The organism is Noviherbaspirillum galbum (assembly GCF_010974945.1).
GTDB lineage: Bacteria > Pseudomonadota > Gammaproteobacteria > Burkholderiales > Burkholderiaceae_D > Noviherbaspirillum > Noviherbaspirillum galbum.
This window is the reverse complement of sequence record NZ_JAAIVB010000008.1, coordinates 95,239-113,333: the sequence shown is the minus strand read 5'-3', so window position 1 is coordinate 113,333 and position 18,095 is coordinate 95,239. Positions and strand designations below refer to the sequence as shown.

Sequence of the window (18,095 nt, the reverse complement as noted above, 5' to 3'; positions counted from 1 at the left end):
TCGGTCCGGCCCATGGCATCCTGGCGCGAACCACCTGGTTCCAGCAGAATTGCGTGGGCGGCGTATGATCTTTTAGATCAGGCGCAAACCCAAACCTGTTTCTATACGGTAAGCTAGGCTTTTCCGGGATCCACACCCTGTTTCCATATCGTCATTCCAAGGGGCGCGAGTACCACATGACCCATATCAGCTCTACGCAAGCCATTCCCGACGTTGCCATCGTCCCGCGCCATGTCGCGATCATCATGGATGGTAACGGCAGATGGGCGACAAAGCGCTACCTTCCCCGGGTAGCGGGGCATGCCAAGGGCGTCGAAGCGGTGAGGGCTGTCGTCGAAGCCTGCATCGACCGCGGCATCGAATACCTGACCCTCTTCGCCTTCAGTTCGGAAAACTGGCGCCGGCCTGCGGAGGAAGTGTCCTTGCTCATGCGCCTGTTCGTGACGGCGCTGGAGCGCGAAGTGGCGAAGATGCACGCCAACGACATCCGCCTGAAGGTGGTGGGCGACCTGTCCCGCTTCGATGCCAACCTGCAGGCGCTCATCGCCAGCGCCGAACGCAGGACCGCGAACAATACCCGCCTGACGGTGACCATCTGCGCCAACTATGGCGGCCGCTGGGACATCATGCAGGCTGTCGGCAAGATGGTGAAGCTGCATCCCGGCACCAGCGACTTCAGCGAAGAGCAACTGGCTCCGCATCTCGCCATGGCCTACGCCCCCGAGCCCGATCTCTTCATCCGCACCGGCGGCGAGGAACGGATCTCGAACTTCCTCCTCTGGCAGCTCGCCTACAGCGAGTTCTATTTCACCGAAACCTACTGGCCCGATTTCGACGGCTCCCAGCTCGACCTCGCGATCACCTCCTACCGAAACCGCGAACGCCGCTTCGGACGCACCAGCGAGCAGCTCGTCGAGCGGAAGAAAGCCTCCTGATGCTGCGCACCCGCGTCATTACTGCCGTCGTGCTCCTGGCCGTTTTGGTCGCGGTTCTGCTCTCCAAGTCCAACCTGCTGTTCACCGTGGTGGCGGCTGCCTTTTTCGCGGCCGCGGCCTGGGAAAGCTTCCGGCTCTTCGGCAACCGCCATCCGATGATCGGCGCAGGCATCTGGACGATCGCTTTCCTTTTCGTCGCCTACCAGGGGCAGGCCGACAAATCCTTCATCCTGTTCGCCCTGTGCGCCGCGATCTGGGCGGTACGCCTCACCCCCTCCCTGAAGATCGGCCTGCCGCCGGTGGACAGCCTCGGCAACCGTCTCCTAAATGGCATCTACGGCGTCGCCATCCTGGGATGCTTCGTCGCCATCCTCGCCTTGCTGCAGCGGTCCGCGCTCTACCTGCTGTCGGTGATGGCGATCGTCTGGATTGCGGACATCGGCGCCTATTTCGCAGGCAAGGCCTTCGGCAAGCGAAAGCTTGCGCCCTCCATTTCGCCTGGGAAGTCCTGGGAAGGCGCGATCGGCGGATGGCTCGCCGTGCTGGTCATCGGCGCGCTCTCGACCATGGTTCCCGCCCTCTCGGACACCTTCGCGGCAAGGGTGCTTGCCAGCTGGGGCTGGGCCGGATACATCCCGGTCATGACGCTCATGGTCGCGGCAAGCATCGTTGGCGATCTCTTCGAATCCCAGCTGAAGCGCCGGGCGTCGATGAAGGACAGCAGCAACCTCTTGCCCGGCCACGGCGGCGTGCTCGACCGCATAGACGCGCTGATCCCCAGCCTTCCGCTCGCCGTCCTGCTGGGCGGCTGGCTCACGTCTTCATGATTGATTGAGCGCGCGTCCCGCCGACGACGCGCTCCGGAACAGGATGCAGAACATCACCATACTTGGCGCCACGGGTTCGATCGGCGTCTCCACCCTGGATGTGATCGCAAGGCATCCGGACAAATATCGCGTCCATGCATTGACCGCCCACCGCCAGGTCGAGGCACTGGCTGCCCAGTGCGAACGCTTTCGCCCGGACGTCGCGGTCGTCGGGACGGAGGAGGGCGCCGATGCCTTGCGCGGCCTGCTCAGGGAAAAAGGCCTGGACACGCAGGTGGCCTGCGGCGAGAAGGCGCTCTGCGACGCGGCCAGCGGTCCCGGGTGCGACACGGTCATGGCCGCCATCGTCGGTGCGGCCGGGTTGCCGCCCACCCTGGCCGCCGCGCGCGCCGGCAAGAAGGTCCTTCTGGCCAACAAGGAGGCGCTGGTCATGTCCGGCCAGCTCTTCATGGATGCGGTCGCGGAAAGCAATGCCGTGCTTTTGCCGATCGACAGCGAACACAATGCGATCTTCCAGTGCCTGCCGCAAGGCTACGGCCGCGATCCTGCCGAGCATGGCATCGCACGCATCCTGCTGACCGCCTCTGGCGGGCCGTTCCTTAACCGCGACGTCGCCACGCTGGCGGAGGTCACGCCGGAAGAAGCGGTCGCGCATCCCAAGTGGGTCATGGGCCGCAAGATCTCCGTCGATTCCGCCACCATGATGAACAAGGGGCTGGAAGTCATCGAGGCGCACTGGCTGTTCGGCGCCCCGGCGGAACAGATCGAGGTCGTCATCCACCCGCAAAGCATCATCCATTCGATGGTGTCCTATGTCGACGGCTCGGTGCTCGCGCAGCTCGGTAACCCGGACATGCGCACGCCGATAGCGCACGCACTGGCTTATCCGGAACGGATCGCTTCCGGCGTCGCCCAGATCTCCCTGACCAAGATGGGTCAGCTGGCCTTCTTCGAGCCTAATTTCGACCGCTTTCCCTGCCTGAAACTTGCGTACCAGGCCTTGTCGGCCGGCGGCACCGCCCCCACCATACTGAATGCCGCCAACGAGGTGGCCGTCGATGCATTTCTGTGTGGCAAGATCGGTTTCCGCATGATCGACCAGCTGATCGACAAGGTCCTGAACCGCCTGCCGTCCGGCGCCGCAGGTTCGATCGAGGCGGTCCTCGAGCAGGACCGGCGCGCGCGCGATGCCGCCGCCGTCCTCATTTCCTGAAAGGGTGCCCCATGTCCTTCCTCCAGACCCTGATCGCTTTCATCGTTGCGCTTGGCGTCCTGATCGTCGTCCATGAGCTTGGCCATTACTGGGTCGCGCGCTGGTGCGGCGTCAAGGTATTGCGCTTCTCCGTGGGGATGGGGCGCGTCGTCTGGTCCCGCCGGTTCGGGCCGGACAAGACGGAATGGGCAATCTCCGCCTTGCCGTTCGGCGGCTACGTCAAGATGCTCGACGCGCGGGAACAGGATGTCGGCAACCTGCCGCCGGAAGACCTGGAGCGCGAGTTCACCCGGCAGAACGTCTGGAAGCGGATCGCCATCGTGGCGGCCGGCCCGATCGCCAACTTCCTGCTCGCCATCGCGGTCTTTGCCGGCCTCTACAGCAATGGCATTCCCGAACCGACACCGCGGCTGCGCGCGGTCCCAGAACAGAGCGTGGCCTACCAGTCTGGCCTGCGGGGCGGCGAGCTGATCACCGCCATCAACGGCGAGGAAGTCCCGTCCTGGTCTGACCTGCGCTGGAAGCTGATGCAGCTCGCCGTCGACGGCGTGCCCGCCAGGATCGACGTCACCAAGGCGAACCCGGCGGCGCAGGGCCAATTGATCGACACCGTCCGCCTTCCCCTCGACAGCCTGCAGGCGTCCGACCTGGAGGGCGACTTCCTCGGCAAGCTCGGGCTCGACCTGGCGCGGCCGCCGGCGGAGCTCGGCAAGGTGGTCGAGGGGGGGCCGGCCGAACGCGCCGGGCTGAAGGCGGGCGACCGCATCCTCGCAGTCGACGGGCGCCCCATGCTGGATGGTCTCGCCTTCGTCACGCTGGTGCGCGGATCGCCCGGCAAGCGCCTCGAGCTCAGCGTGCGCCGCGGCGAAGACACCCTCGCCCTTGCGGTTACGCCGGAAGCGACCACCAGCGGAAAACAGGAAATCGGGCGCATCAAGGTGGAGGTTGCCCTCGCGCCGGAAATGACCACCGTTCGCAGCAGCCTGCCGACCGCCATCGCCAAGGGCGCACGCAAGACCTGGGACACCAGCGTGCTCAGCCTGCAGATGATCGGAAAAATGATCGTCGGCGACATTTCCTGGAAAAACATCACCGGCCCGATCACCATCGCGGACTACGCCGGCCAGACCGCCAGGATCGGCCTGATCAGCTATTTGTCCTTCATCGCCTTCATCAGCATCAGTCTGGGTGTGATGAATCTGCTTCCTATTCCGGTTTTAGATGGTGGCCTTTTACTGTATTATTCGCTGGAAGTTTTGACAGGCCGTGCCATTCCGGAACGCGTCGGCGAGATCGCCCAGCGGGCCGGCGTCGGCATTCTAATGACATTAATGGCCGTCGCCGTCTTCAACGACATCATGCGACTCATGTCCTGACGTTGAAACGGGAACACCGGGTGCCGGGAAGCATGCCGCCGGGGTGACGCAAGTCGCCGGCGGCATTTTGCCGGGCGCTCCCAGACCACGAAGAACCGATGAAATTACAAACCCAGCGTCTCAGTCAGCTCGTTTTCTCCCGCCGTCTCGCCGCCGCCGCCGCATTCGTCCTTTGCGCCGGCCATGCCATGGCCGTCAATCCCTTCGTCGTGAAAGACATCCGGGTCGAAGGCATCCAGCGTACCGAGGCCGGCACGGTGTTCAGCTATCTGCCGGTGCGTGTCGGCGATACCTATACCGATGAAAAGGGCGTGGCCGCGATCAAGGCGCTGTATGCAACCGGATTCTTCAAGGACGTGCGCCTGGAAGTCGAAGGCGACGTGCTGGTGGTCCAGATCGAGGAAAGGCCCGCGATCGCCGCCGTCGATTTTTCGGGCATCAAGGAATTCGACAAGGACCAGCTCAACAAGGCCCTCAAGGAAATCGGCCTCGGCGAAGGACGCATCTATGACAAGGCGCTGGTCGACCGCGCCGAGCAGGAACTGAAGCGCCAGTACCTGTCGCGCGGCCTGTATGGCGTGCAGGTCACCACCACCGTCACGCCGCTGGAACGCAATCGCGTCAACGTCAGCTTTTCCGTGGATGAAGGCGACGTCGCCCGCATCCGCCAGATCAACTTCGTCGGCAACCGCGCCTTCTCCGACAAGGAGCTGCGCGACCTCGTCAGCCTGACCACGCCGGGCTGGTTCACCTGGTACACCAAGGCCGACCAGTATTCCAAGCAGAAGCTCACCGGCGACATCGAGACGCTGCGCTCCTTCTACCTCAACCGCGGCTACCTGGAAATGCAGGTCGATTCCACCCAGGTTTCCATCAGCCCGGACAAGAAGGACATCTACATCACCATCAACATCAGCGAAGGCGAGAAGTTCACCGTCGCGGGCGTCAAGCTGGAAGGCCAGATGCTCGGACGCGAGGACGAGCTGAAATCCCTCGTTTCGCTGAAGGCCGGCGACGTGTACAGCGGCGAGAAGCTGGCAGACAGCGTCAAGCGCATTTCCGAGCGCCTAGGCAACTTCGGCTATGCCTTCGCCAACGTTAACGCCAACCCCGACATCAACCGCGAGAAGCGCGAAGTCTCCTTCTCGGTGCTCATCGATCCGGGCAAGCGGGTCTACGTCAGGCGCATCAACGTCACCGGCAACAACAAGACGCGCGACGAAGTGGTGCGCCGCGAATTCCGCCAGTTCGAGGACTCCTGGTACGACGGGTCAAAAATCAAGCTCTCGCGCGACCGCGTCGACCGCCTGGGGTATTTCAAGGAAGTCAACATCGAGACGCCGGAAGTCGTCGGCAACAACGACCAGGTCGACGTCAACATGTCGGTGGTCGAAAAGCCGACCGGCAACATTCTGCTCGGCGCCGGTTTCTCCAGCAGCGAAAAGCTCACCCTGACGGGCTCGATCCAGCAGGCCAACGCCTTCGGCAGCGGCAATACGCTGGGCATCGACGTCAATACCAGCCGCCGCAACCGGACCATCGCGGTCTCCCAGACCAACCCGTATTTCACGGACGACGGCGTCAGCCGCAGCTACGAGATGTTCCTGCGGACCTCGCGGCCGCCCGAAGTCAATACCGGCGACTACATCGTGCGCACCGTCGGTGCGAACGTGCGTTTCGGCGTGCCGTTCTCCGAGGTCGATACCGTCTTCTTCGGCCTCGGCGTGGAGCAGACCCGCGTGGAGACCTTCACCGGCGTCGCCGGCTACAACGACAGCCCGGAACTCTACAAAAAGTACGTCACCGACTTCGGCGACGGCACCATCGCCAAGACCAACAGCTTCCCGCTCACCGTCGCCTGGCAGCGGGACAGCCGGGACAGCGCCCTGGTGCCGACGGTCGGCCGCTACCAGCGCGTGAACCTGGAGCTTGCGCCGTTCGGCGACCTGAAATACTACCGGGCGGTCTACCAGCACCAGTGGTTCAAGCCCCTGTCGCGCTCGATCACGCTGGCGCTCAACGGCGAGTGGGACTATGGCCATGGCTTCGGCGGCAAGCCTTACCCCATCTTCAAGAATTTCTACGCCGGCGGCATCGGCTCGGTGCGCGGCTATGAAGGCTCGTCGCTGGGACCGCGCGCGGCCAACGGCGACCCGCTCGGCGGCACCACACGCGTGATCGCGAATGCCGAGCTGCAGTTCCCGTTCCCGGGTTCGGGCGCGGACCGCACCCTGCGCTGGTTCACCTTCGTCGATGGCGGCAACGTCTATGCCGAAGGGCAGAAGGTGGAGTTGTCGCAGCTGCGCTATTCGTATGGCGCAGGTATCAGCTGGGTCTCGCCGATCGGCCCGCTGAAGCTCAGTTACGGACGTCCGCTCAACAGCAAGCCCGGCGACCGGACACAAACCTTCCAGTTCCAGCTCGGCACCGGCTTCTGATAGCCGCCCGGCAGGACAGTCACTGGATGCAATGGCATAATAGCAATTTGATTTGCGGAGAATGAACTTGAAGTCCCGACACAATTTTTCCGTTTCTTCGCTGGCCGCGCTGGCCCTCCTTGTTGGCAGCGCGATGCTGCCCGGCATCACGCAGGCGCAGGAAGGGTCGCGCATCGGTTTCGTAAGCACCGAGCGCATCTTCCGCGAAGCGGCGCCTGCCAAGGCAGCACAGGCCAAGATCGAACAGGAATTCTCCCGTCGCGACAAGGAACTCCAGGACATGGCCGCGCGCCTGAAGGGCATGTCGGACAAGCTCGACAAGGATGCAGCCCTGCTGTCCGAAGGGGACCGCGTCAAGCGCCAGCGCGAGCTGGCCGACCTCGACAAGGATTTCCAGCGCAAGCAGCGTGAGTTTCGCGAAGACCTCAACCAGCGCCGCAACGAAGAACTCGCCGTCGTGCTCGAGCGCACGAACAAGGTCATCAAGCAGATCGCCGAAACCGAAAAGTACGACATCGTCTTCCAGGAAGCGGTGTATGCCAGCCCGCGCATCGACATCACCGACAAGGTGTTGAAGGCGCTCAACAAGTAAAGCATCGAATCGGGCGTCCGCATTTTCGCGGCGCCCAGCAAAGGAAGGCCTATGGGCACCCGGCTGGAAAAATTGGTCGAACGCTTCGGAGGCCGGCTTGTCGGCGATGGCGCCATCGAAGTGAACGCCATCGCCCCCATCGACGACGCAGATGGGTCGCAGATCACGTTCCTCTCCAATCCCCGTTTTCGCAGCAACGCCGCGCGCAGCAAGGCCGCCGCGCTCATCCTTGCGCCGGCGGACGACGCTGAGATCGGGCCGGAATACGCCGGCGCTCGCATCGTAGCCGACAACCCCTACGCCTATTTCGCCCGCGTCGCCCAGCATTTCATGGAGCAGCATGCGTTCCGGGCGGTGCCGGGCATCCATCCGTCTGCCTGCGTCGATGCCGGCGCGCGGGTGGCTGCGTCGGCCTGCATCGGCCCGAACGTCACCATCGAGGCAGGCGCGGTGATCGGTGAACACGTACTGATCGATGCCGGCTGCTTCATCGGCCGCGGCGCCAGGGTCGGCGACCAGTCGCATTTCTTCGCCAACGTCAGCTTCCATGCCGGCTGCGAAATCGGAAGGCGCGGCATCATCCACTCCGGCGCGGTGATCGGCGCGGACGGTTTCGGATTCGCGCGCGAGAAGGGCGCCTACATCAAGATTCCCCAGACCGGGCGTGTCGTGATCGCCGACGACGTGGAGATCGGCGCCAATACCACCATCGACCGCGGCGCCCTGGCCGACACCATCATCGAGGAAGGCGTCAAGCTCGATAACCAGATCCAGATCGGCCACAATTGCCATATCGGCGCCCATACCGCCATGGCTGGCTGCGTCGGCGTGGCCGGAAGCGCGAAGATCGGCAAATACTGCACCTTCGGCGGCGCCGCGATGGTGCTCGGGCACCTGACCATCGCCGACAACGTCCATATTTCCTCGGGCAGCATGGTTTCCCGCTCCATCCTCGAACCGGGGCAGTACACCGGCTTTTACCCGCTGGCAAAAAACGCGGACTGGGAAAAAAGCGCCGTGATCGTGCGCAATCTGGCCACGATGCGTGAGAAAATCCGCGAACTCGAAAAAACCGTAAAACGCTTGACTGAAAAACCGTCAGACACCAAGTAAGCACGCAATGAAAACCCTCGACATCAATCAAATCAAGGAATACCTGCCGCATCGCTATCCGCTGCTCCTCGTGGACAGGGTCCTCGACTGGGAATCCGGCAAGACCATCACCGCGATCAAGAACGTGACCGTCAACGAAGAGTTCTTCAACGGACACTTTCCGCACAAGCCGGTGATGCCCGGCGTGCTGATGATCGAGGCGCTGGCACAGACCGCGGCGCTCCTGTCTTTCCTGACCATGGGCACGAAACCCGACTCGAACAGCGTGGTCTACTTCGTCGGCATCGACGGCGCGCGCTTCAAGCGCCCGGTCGAACCCGGCGACCAGCTCAAGATGCAGGTCGAGATCCTGCGCGTCGCCCGCGGCATCTGGAAGTACAAGGCACAGGCCACGGTCGATGGCCAGGTCGCAGTCGAAGCCGAACTGATGTGCACCATGCGCAGCGCCAGCGACGCCAGCCAGCCCGCCCGGGCCGGCCAGGGGACGCCGGCACCGCAGGGTGCGGAAGCCGCGCAACCGGCCGAACAATAACGCGCAATGAGCAACGTCCATCCTACGGCGGTCGTCGATCCGAAAGCCGAGCTCGATCCCACGGTCGAGGTCGGGCCGTATTCCATCATCGGGCCGCACGTCCGCATCGGCGCCCGCACGAAGGTCGGGCCGCACGTCGTGATCGAAGGCCATACGACCATCGGCTGCGACAACACCTTCTTCCAGTTTTCCTCGATCGGCGGGGCGCCGCAGGACAAGAAATACGCCGGCGAACCCACCCGTCTCGAGATCGGCGACCGCAACCTGGTGCGCGAATTCTGCACCTTCAATTGCGGCACTGCGCAGGACGAGGGCGTGACCCGCATTGGCAGCGACAACTGGCTGCTCGCCTACGTCCACGTGGCCCATGACTGCGTGGTCGGGAACAACACCATTTTTTCCAACAATGCGGCGCTCGCCGGCCACGTGCATGTCGGCGACTGGGCCATCATGAGCGGCTTCAGCGCGGTACACCAGTTCTGCAAGATCGGCGAGCATGCATTCGTCGGCATGAACACCAGCCTGACGCAGGACGTGCCGCCCTTCGTGCTGGTTTCCGGCAATCCGGCCGAACCCCACGGCATCAACATCGAGGGGCTGAAGCGGCGCGGATTCACGCGCGAACAGATCGGCCACCTGCGCGATGCCTACAAGCAGATATACAAATCGGGACTGACGCTGGAGCAGGCCAGGGACGCGATCCTGCAGGCGGAGTCCGGCCAGCCCGCGTCCGCGCCGCACCTGCGTCTGATGCGCGAATTCCTCGGCAACTCGCATCGTGGCATCGTCCGATAACCTCGCCATTGCCATGGTCGCGGGGGAAAGTTCGGGCGATCTGCTGGCCAGCCGCCTGCTTTCCGGCCTGCGCCCGCATCTACCGCATGCCGACTTCCACGGCATCGGCGGCGCTCGCATGGCCGCCTACGGTTTTCGCAGCGACTGGCCAATGGAGAAACTGTCGGTGCGCGGCCTGTTCGAAGTGCTGGCGCATTACCGCGAGATCAAGGGCATCCAGAATGCCTTGCGCGACCGCTTGCTGGCCGAACGGCCGGCGGCCTTCATCGGCGTCGACGCGCCCGACTTCAATTTCGGACTGGAAACGCCGCTGCGCGCCGCCGGCATTCCGACCATGCACTTCATCAGCCCCTCGATCTGGGCATGGCGGGCCGGGCGCATCAAGAAGATTGCGAAGGCCGTGTCCCACATGCTGGTGGTTTTCCCCTTTGAAGAAGAGATCTACCGCAAGGCAGGCATCCCGGTCACCTACGTCGGCTATCCGCTCGCGGAAGTCATTCCCATGGAACCAGACGTGACCGCCGCGCGGCTGACACTGGGCCTGGCGCCGCGCGATCGGATCGTGGCCATCCTGCCCGGCAGCCGGATGTCGGAAATCAAGTACAACACCGCGGCATTCGTCGGCGCGGCCCAGCGCCTCCAGCAACGCGACCCTTCGCTGCGCTTCGTCGCGCCCATGGCTGGCGAAGCGCAGGAAGCGCTGTTCAGGAACCTGATGCGCGAAGCCGGCCTGGCCGACGTCCCGGTGCGCATCCTGCAGGGCCGCTCGCACGAAGCCATGGCAGCCGCCGATGCGGTCCTGGTCGCTTCCGGCACCGCCACGCTGGAGGTTGCCCTGTTCAAGAAACCGATGGTGATCGGGTACAAGATGCTGCCGGCGTCCTGGGCCATTCTCAAGCACATGGGTTACCAGCCCTGGGTCGGCCTGCCGAACATCCTTGCGCAAGAATTCGTGGTGCCTGAGTTCCTGCAGCACGCGGCCACGCCGGATGCGCTAGCCGATGCGATCTGGATCCAGCTGGAAGACGAAGTCTTGCGCGCGCGCATCAGGCACCGCTTCAACGAGATGCACCATGCGCTCCTGCGCGACACGGCCCGTGAAAGCGCGCAGGCCGTGCTCAAACTCATCGGCAGGGAGGCAGCATGAGCTCTGGTTCTTCCGGCCGCCGGGCACCGCGGCGCGCATCCGTCCAGGATGCCGGCCTGCCGTTCTTCGACGACGCGCAAGACATCATCTGCGGCGTTGACGAAGCTGGACGCGGGCCGCTCGCCGGCGCGGTCTTTGCCGCGGCCGTCATCCTCGATCCCGCCAGGCCCATCGAAGGCTTGCGCGATTCCAAGAAACTCTCCGAGGCGAAGCGCGACCAGCTCGCGGAACAGATCCGGCGCCACGCGCTTGCTTGGTCCATTGCGTCCTGCAGCGAAGCCGAGATCGACGAAATAAACATTCTCCAGGCATCCATGCTGGCAATGCGGCGCGCGGTCGAAGGCCTGAGCGTGCAGCCGACACTGGCGCTGATCGACGGCAACCGCTGCCCGGTCATGCCTTACCGTTCGCAAGCCATCGTGCAAGGCGACGACAAGGTGGCGGCGATCTCGGCGGCGTCCATCCTTGCCAAGACGGCGCGCGACGCGTCCCTGCTGGCCCTGCATGCCGATTACCCGCTGTACGGCTTCGACCGGCACAAGGGCTATCCGACGGCGATGCACCTCGAGCGCATGCGCCTGCATGGCGTGTCGCCGGTGCACCGCCGGTCCTTTGGCCCGGTGCGGGCGCTGCTCGAGGCTGGGATGGGCAGGTCACGTGTTGGGGAGAACGAGGCATGAAGCCGATCACCTCGCGCGACAATCCGCTCTACAAGGAAATCAAGCTGCTCGCGACGAGTTCGCAGGCGCGCCGCAAGGCAAGGCGCACGCTGCTCGACGGCATCCATCTCTGCGACGTCTATCTCCGGCAGGTCGGGCATCCGGTGCTGGCCATCGTCAACGATGCCGCCAGCGCCCATCCAGAGGTGGCCGCGCTCGTCGCCGAATGCGAACGCCGCCGCGTGCAGGCCATCAGCTTGCCGGATTCCCTCTACAAGGCGATCAGCCAGGTGGAAAACGGCATCGGAATCCTGTTCGTGGTGGATACGCCCGAGCCGAGCGATCCCGGCGCGCTCGCGGAATCCGCGGTGCTGCTCGACAATCTCCAGGATCCAGGCAACATGGGTTCCATCCTGCGCAGCGCGGCGGCGGCAGGCGTCCGCCATGTCCTGTGCGGTCCGGGCACCGTGTTCGCCTGGTCGCCGAAGGTCCTGCGCGCCGGAATGGGTGCGCATTTTCTCTTGAACATCGTGGAAGGCATCGACCTCGAAACGGTCGTTTCAGCAGCCCGGGTGCCGGTCCTGGCGACGAGTTCGCATGCCGCGAAAACCGTCTACGACGTGGATTTGTCGCGGCCGGTGGCCTGGATGTTCGGCCATGAAGGGCAGGGGGTGTCGGAAAACCTGCTGCGCAAGGCGAGCGTTACGGTGGGCATTCCCCACATCGGCAAGATCGAGTCGCTGAACGTCGCGGCCAGCGTGGCGGTATGCCTGTTCGAGCAGGTCAGGCAAACCATGGCAAGCCCGGACGGGAAGACCTGAAAAGACCTAGCCGGCGCTCCCGGTGGCTTGCAGTCCATCGGGCATTTCCACGCATTCCTGGTAGACCAGTCCGGGTTCGAGATAACGTTCGTCGGCGTCGAGGGCAATTGCCATGCCGGGAGGCTGCACCCGGTCGAAGCGGTAGCGCTTGCCGGAGATGATCGCATAACGATGGATCTGGGCACCCATGTAGCTGCCGATCGGTTCGACGAGTTGTTCGGCAACGATGAAACGAGCCCGCCTCGTGGCAAGGCCCTCCGGCTTGCTGCCGTTCAGCACGCCAAGTTTTTCTATGTCCGATTCGACGCTGCCCAGGCCATCCTTCAATGCCCAGAAAAAGAAGATCAGGCCGCCCCAAAGCAACAGCTCAATCAATACCAGGTCCATGATCTGTCCCTCAATGTCTCCCGCTACGCCGTTATCGTCGAGCGTTCGTTATCCATAAGGGTTTTGTAAGCTGGCCGTAAGTTTTGTTCCCGGTTCTGCGACAGAATCGGACGCGAATCAAAAAGAAGTAAATCAATACGAGCGCTTATCCGATTTAATTTCCTGCAATATCATCGCGGCGATTTCTTCAATGGATTTTGCCGTCGAGGAGACGCAGCGGATGCCTTCCCTCCGCATCATCTTTTCCGCCTCGTTGACTTCGTAGCGGCAGTTTTCCGGGGAGGCGTACTTGCTGCCCGGACGGCGCTCGTTCCTGACCTCGGCCAGGCGGTCGGGAGCGATCGACAGGCCGAACAGCTTTTTCTTGTACGGAATCAAGCCGCTCGGCAGTTTGCCGCGCTCGAAGTCGTCCGGGATCAAGGGGTAGTTGGCGGCTTTCACGCCATACTGCATGGCGAGGTAGAGGCTGGTCGGGGTCTTGCCCGAGCGCGACACGCCGACCAAGATCACATCGGCGGCGACGAGGTTCTGGTTCGACTGGCCGTCGTCATGCGCGAGCGAAAAATTGATGGCTTCGATGCGCTGCTTGTAGTCTTCCGAATCGGCGATGTTGTGGCTGCGGCCGATGGTATGGGTGGACTTCACGCCCAGTTCCTGCTCAAGCGGTTCGACGAAAGTCTGGATCAGGTCCATGTGCATGCCCTTCGACTGGCGCACCACCGTGGACAATTCCGCCTTGACCAGGGTAGAGAACACGATCGGGCGCTTGCCGTCGACCTCATACGCGTCATTGATTTCTCGCACCGCATCATAGGCCTTGTCCAGCGTGTCCACGAAAGGCAGGCGCACTTCCTTGAAACGGAGTTCGAACTGCGTCAGCACGGAGTGACCAAAAGTTTCTGCGGTGATGCCGGTGCCGTCGGAAACGAAGAACACGGTGCGGTCGGTGGAGGTCTGAAATGGCGGGGGCAGCGATGGCATGATCTGGATGAAAAAGGGTGCAAGAAAAATTGAATATTGTGCACGGCAAAATCCGGTTGCACACTGTAAAATGGCTTCTAATTTATTTCGCCAACCGTCAACGACCTCCTGTCCGGATGCTTCCAGAGAAGAATACCAAGAAAAGCTCCGCGGAGAAGGCGCACATGCAGATTTCTTATCATCAAAAACCGAGGTTGTTATGTCCAACGCAGCAATGGGGAAATCCCAGGAGGCTACCTACGTAGCATCGTTTGAACACTTGCGGATGACGGATGTTGAATCCGTCGGCGGAAAGAACGCGTCGCTTGGCGAAATGATCAGCCAGCTTGCGGGCGCCGGTGTGCGCGTGCCTGGCGGTTTCGCCACCACGGCGCTTGCATTCCGTGATTTCCTGTCTCACAGCGCCAATGGCGGACCCACGCTCGCCAAGCGCATCGAGGATCGCCTCGCGTCGCTCAACATCGACGACGTGCGCGCGCTCGCCTCGGCCGGCGCGGAAATCCGCCAGTGGATCGTCGACACCCCGTTCCAGCCCCGCCTGGAACAGGAAATCCGCGAGTTCTATTCGAAGCTGGTGGCCGACTCCGCGGCCGAGGTGTCGTTTGCCGTGCGTTCTTCCGCCACCGCGGAAGACCTGCCGGACGCGTCCTTTGCCGGCCAGCAGGAAACCTTCCTCAACGTGGTCGGGATCGACAACGTGCTGGAAGCCATCAAGCATGTCTTTGCCTCGCTCTACAACGACCGGGCGATTTCCTACCGCGTGCACAAGGGCTTTACCCACGCCGAGGTCGCGCTGTCGGCAGGCGTGCAGCGCATGGTCCGTTCCGACCTCGGCGCCGCGGGCGTGATGTTCACCATCGACACCGAGTCCGGGTTCAAGGACGTGGTCTTCATCACTTCCAGTTACGGACTCGGCGAGACGGTGGTGCAGGGCGCGGTCAATCCCGACGAGTTCTACGTCCACAAGCCGATGCTCGAGCAGGGCAAGCTTCCCATCATCCGGCGCAACATCGGCTCCAAGCTGATCAAGATGGAATTCACCGGCGAAGCCAAGGCCGGCCGTTCGGTCCGCACCGTCGACGTGCCCATCGAGATGCGCAACCGCTATTCCCTCAACGAGCAGGAAATCGTCGAACTGGCGAAGTACGCCGTCATCATCGAGAAGCACTACGGCCGTCCGATGGATATCGAATGGGGCAAGGATGGGCGCGACGGCAGGCTGTACATCCTGCAGGCCCGCCCGGAAACCGTGAAGTCGCAGCAAAAGGCCACCGATGCCCAGCAGCGCTTCAAGCTGAAGTCCACCGGCACGGTGCTCGCTTCCGGCCGCGCGATCGGCCAGAAGATCGGCGCCGGCCCGGTGCGTGTGATCCACGACCCCTCCGAGATGGAGCGCGTCCAGCCCGGCGACGTCCTGGTGGCCGACATGACCGATCCCAACTGGGAGCCGGTGATGAAGCGCGCTTCCGCCATCGTGACCAACCGCGGCGGCCGCACCTGCCATGCGGCGATCATCGCCCGCGAGCTCGGCGTGCCGGCAGTGGTGGGTTGCGGCAACGCGACCGATGCGCTCAAGGACGGCACCCTGGTGACCGTTTCCTGCGCCGAGGGTGACGAAGGCAAGATCTACGACGGCCTGCTCGAGACCGAAATCACCGAAGTGACGCGCGGCGAACTGCCAGAGATCCCGGTGAAGATCATGATGAACGTCGGCAACCCGCAGCTCGCCTTCGATTTCCAGTCGATTCCGAATGGCGGCGTCGGCCTGGCGCGCCTCGAGTTCATCATCAACAACAACATCGGCGTGCACCCGAAGGCCATCCTCGAGTATCCCGGCATCGACGCCGACCTGAAGAAGGCGGTCGAATCGGTGGCCCGCGGCCACGCGTCCCCGCGCGCCTTCTACGTCGACAAGCTCGCGGAAGGCGTGGCCACCATCGCCGCCGCCTTCTGGCCGAAGCCGGTGATCGTGCGCCTGTCCGACTTCAAGTCTAACGAGTACAAGAAGCTGATCGGCGGTTCGCGCTACGAGCCGGACGAGGAAAACCCGATGCTCGGCTTCCGCGGCGCCTCGCGCTATATTGCCGAAGACTTCGCCGAGTCCTTCCAGATGGAATGCGAAGCGATGAAGCGGGTGCGCAACGACATGGGGCTCACCAACGTCGAGATCATGGTGCCCTTCGTCCGTACCCTCGGGCAGGCATCCAAGGTCGTCGACCTGCTCGGCAAAAATGGCCTCCGGCGCGGCGAGAACGGCTTGCGCCTGATCATGATGTGCGAAGTGCCGTCCAATGCCATTCTCGCGGAGCAGTTCCTCGAATTTTTCGACGGCTTCTCGATCGGTTCGAACGACCTGACCCAGCTCACCCTGGGCCTGGACCGCGACTCCGGCATGGAATTGCTCGCCGCCGATTTCGACGAGCGCGACCCGGCGGTGCGCGCCTTGCTGACGAAGGCGATCTCCGCCTGCCTCGCTCAGGGCAAGTACATCGGCATCTGCGGCCAGGGCCCGTCGGACCATCCGGATTTCGCGGAATGGCTGATGAAGGAAGGCATCGCCTCGATCTCCCTGAACCCGGACACCGTCCTCGACACCTGGCAGAAACTGGCCTCGGCGGGCTAAAGACGCCGAAGTGCAAGCCCGGCAGCGGCGTTGTAAATTTGCAATGCCGGCTGCCGGGGCCTTGGAGCCTATGGAAATTTCGACTAGACTTTGGGCAACTTGAACATTCAATACCACCAACAAAAACAGCTGTACCTTGGTATCTTGAACCCCGTCGCCTTCGGCCGCGGGGTTTTTTATTGCCGCCGTCGATAAACCGTTCGCGGCGCGCTTGCGTTCTGGCGGCAGATGGCTTGAATATCTGCAAAGGAGGTGGCCCATGGCAAACTGGATCGTCTGGATACTGCTGGCTGGCGTGCTCGTGGTGCTCGAACTGTTCACCGGCACCTTCTACCTGTTGATGATTGCGCTCGGACTGGCGGCCGGCGGGCTCGTGGCGCTGGTCGGGGCAGGAGAGGCGGCCCAGTTCGTGGCGGCGGCCATTGTTGGCGTCGCCGCGACATCCATCTTGCACCGCACCCGCCTCGGCAAGCAGACCCGGCATGCGGCCTCGCGCAACCCCGACGTACTGCTCGACATCGGGCAGCAGCTGCGAATCGACAGCTGGTCGGAACGCAGCGCGCGCGCCTCCTACCGCGGCGCGGAGTGGGATGTCGAACTCGACGACAGCTTCCCGGAAAACCGCATTCCGCTTCCCGGCCACTATGTCATCAGGGAAATCCGAGGCAGCCGCCTCATTGTGGTCCCCGCCGTTCATCACGCCTAGAAAGGATCAGCGATGTTCACGTTCGGAAACCTCACGCTGCTGCTGCTCATCATCGCCATCGTCATCGTCATCAAGACCATCCAGGTCGTGCCGCAGCAGCATGCCTGGGTCGTGGAGCGGCTGGGAAAATACCATGCGACGCTGGGCCCCGGGCTCAACATCGTCCTGCCCTTCATCGACCGCATCGCCTACCGGCATTCGCTGAAGGAGATTCCCCTCGACGTGCCCAGCCAGGTATGCATCACCAAGGACAACACCCAGCTCCAGGTCGACGGCATCCTGTATTTCCAGGTCACGGACGCCATGCGCGCTTCCTACGGTTCCTCGAATTACGTCGCCGCCATCACCCAGCTGGCCCAGACCACGCTGCGCTCGGTCATCGGCCGCATGGAGCTCGACAAGACCTTCGAGGAACGGGAACACATCAACAAGAGCATCGTCAGCGCGATCGACGAGTCCGCCGCGAACTGGGGCGTGAAGGTACTCCGCTACGAGATCAAGGATCTCACGCCGCCCAAGGAGATCCTGCACGCGATGCAGGCCCAGATCACCGCCGAGCGCGAGAAGCGGGCCCTGATCGCCGCCTCGGAAGGGCGCCGCCAGGAGCAGATCAACATCGCCAGCGGCGAACGCGAGGCCGCGATCGCGCGGTCCGAAGGCGAAAAACAGGCTGCCATCAATCGCGCCCAGGGCCAGGCGGCGGGCATCCTGGCGATCGCCGAAGCCACCGCGGAAGCGTTGCGCAAGACGGCCAACGCCATCCGCGAGCCGGGCGGCATCGACGCGGTCAACCTCAAGGTGGCCGAGCAGTACGTCAATGCCTTCGGCCAGCTCGCCAAGACCAACAACTCCATCATCGTTCCCGCCAACCTCGGCGACATGAGCGGCCTCATTGCAAGCGCGCTGCAAGTGGTCAAGTCGCAAGGCAAGACCTGATCGCGTGTAAGCCG

At 63.3% G+C, this 18,095-nt stretch carries 17 protein-coding genes; 15 read left to right on the top strand and 2 right to left on the bottom strand.

The features are described 5' to 3' along the window. Window positions 1–176: 176 nt before the first annotated feature. From uppS to G3574_RS01575, 12 genes are all read left to right on the top strand, one after another. Entirely contained in the window at window positions 177–935 is a 759-nt protein-coding gene (uppS, locus tag G3574_RS01630) for a polyprenyl diphosphate synthase (protein WP_163960228.1), read from the top strand. Further along, entirely contained in the window at window positions 935–1,762 is an 828-nt protein-coding gene (locus tag G3574_RS01625) for a phosphatidate cytidylyltransferase (RefSeq protein WP_163960227.1), read from the top strand. The genes uppS and G3574_RS01625 overlap by 1 nt, the downstream gene beginning before the upstream one ends. A 43-nt stretch (window positions 1,763–1,805) precedes the next feature. Next, window positions 1,806–2,975 (top strand): 1-deoxy-D-xylulose-5-phosphate reductoisomerase, encoded by a 1,170-nt coding sequence (ispC, locus tag G3574_RS01620; RefSeq protein WP_163960226.1) that lies wholly within the window; start codon window positions 1,806–1,808, stop codon window positions 2,973–2,975. An 11-nt stretch (window positions 2,976–2,986) separates the two neighbouring features. Further along, entirely contained in the window at window positions 2,987–4,351 is a 1,365-nt protein-coding gene (gene rseP, locus G3574_RS01615) for an RIP metalloprotease RseP (RefSeq protein WP_163960224.1), read from the top strand. Window positions 4,352–4,449: 98 nt separating this feature from the next. Continuing rightward, on the top strand, window positions 4,450–6,789 hold the full coding sequence (gene bamA / locus G3574_RS01610; protein WP_163960222.1) for an outer membrane protein assembly factor BamA: 2,340 nt from the start codon (window positions 4,450–4,452) through the stop codon (window positions 6,787–6,789). 133 nt (window positions 6,790–6,922) lie between these two features. Beyond that, entirely contained in the window at window positions 6,923–7,381 is a 459-nt protein-coding gene (locus G3574_RS01605) for an OmpH family outer membrane protein (protein WP_163960421.1), read from the top strand. A gap of 51 nt (window positions 7,382–7,432) precedes the next feature. Further along, entirely contained in the window at window positions 7,433–8,494 is a 1,062-nt protein-coding gene (lpxD, locus tag G3574_RS01600) for a UDP-3-O-(3-hydroxymyristoyl)glucosamine N-acyltransferase (RefSeq protein ID WP_163960220.1), read from the top strand. Between the two features lie 7 nt (window positions 8,495–8,501). Further along, the gene (gene fabZ / locus G3574_RS01595; protein ID WP_163960218.1) at window positions 8,502–9,026 is read left to right on the top strand and encodes a 3-hydroxyacyl-ACP dehydratase FabZ; all 525 of its coding nucleotides are present in this window, start codon (window positions 8,502–8,504) and stop codon (window positions 9,024–9,026) included. Window positions 9,027–9,032: 6 nt separating this feature from the next. Continuing rightward, window positions 9,033–9,821 carry an acyl-ACP--UDP-N-acetylglucosamine O-acyltransferase gene (gene lpxA, locus G3574_RS01590; RefSeq protein WP_163960216.1) on the top strand — a complete coding sequence of 263 codons (789 nt, stop codon included), beginning with the start codon at window positions 9,033–9,035 and terminating at the stop codon, window positions 9,819–9,821. Window positions 9,822–9,834: 13 nt separating this feature from the next. Continuing rightward, window positions 9,835–10,968 (top strand): lipid-A-disaccharide synthase, encoded by a 1,134-nt coding sequence (lpxB, locus tag G3574_RS01585; protein WP_163960420.1) that lies wholly within the window; start codon window positions 9,835–9,837, stop codon window positions 10,966–10,968. After that, complete coding sequence (gene rnhB / locus G3574_RS01580) at window positions 10,965–11,648, top strand: ribonuclease HII (protein WP_163960214.1); 684 nt, start codon at window positions 10,965–10,967, stop codon at window positions 11,646–11,648. Before lpxB ends, rnhB begins: the two co-directional genes overlap by 4 nt. Beyond that, a complete protein-coding gene (locus G3574_RS01575) occupies window positions 11,645–12,448 on the top strand; it encodes a TrmH family RNA methyltransferase (RefSeq protein WP_163960212.1) in 804 nt (267 codons plus the stop codon). Before rnhB ends, G3574_RS01575 begins: the two co-directional genes overlap by 4 nt. A 6-nt stretch (window positions 12,449–12,454) precedes the next feature. Here G3574_RS01575 and G3574_RS01570 read toward each other — a convergent pair whose 3' ends face one another. Next, window positions 12,455–12,835 (bottom strand): hypothetical protein, encoded by a 381-nt coding sequence (locus G3574_RS01570; RefSeq protein ID WP_163960198.1) that lies wholly within the window; start codon window positions 12,833–12,835, stop codon window positions 12,455–12,457. Between the two features lie 132 nt (window positions 12,836–12,967). Then, window positions 12,968–13,816: a posphoenolpyruvate synthetase regulatory kinase/phosphorylase PpsR gene (gene ppsR, locus G3574_RS01565; protein WP_163960196.1), complete on the bottom strand. Its 849-nt coding sequence runs from the start codon at window positions 13,814–13,816 to the stop codon at window positions 12,968–12,970. A gap of 265 nt (window positions 13,817–14,081) precedes the next feature. On the opposite strand from ppsR, the gene ppsA reads away from it, so the two are divergent. From ppsA to G3574_RS01550, 3 genes are all read left to right on the top strand, one after another. Further along, window positions 14,082–16,439 (top strand): phosphoenolpyruvate synthase, encoded by a 2,358-nt coding sequence (ppsA, locus tag G3574_RS01560; RefSeq protein WP_235952886.1) that lies wholly within the window; start codon window positions 14,082–14,084, stop codon window positions 16,437–16,439. Between the two features lie 259 nt (window positions 16,440–16,698). Next, the gene (locus G3574_RS01555; protein ID WP_163960194.1) at window positions 16,699–17,145 is read left to right on the top strand and encodes an NfeD family protein; all 447 of its coding nucleotides are present in this window, start codon (window positions 16,699–16,701) and stop codon (window positions 17,143–17,145) included. A 12-nt stretch (window positions 17,146–17,157) separates the two neighbouring features. After that, on the top strand, window positions 17,158–18,081 hold the full coding sequence (locus tag G3574_RS01550; RefSeq protein WP_163960191.1) for an SPFH domain-containing protein: 924 nt from the start codon (window positions 17,158–17,160) through the stop codon (window positions 18,079–18,081). The last annotated feature ends 14 nt before the right edge of the window (window positions 18,082–18,095 follow it).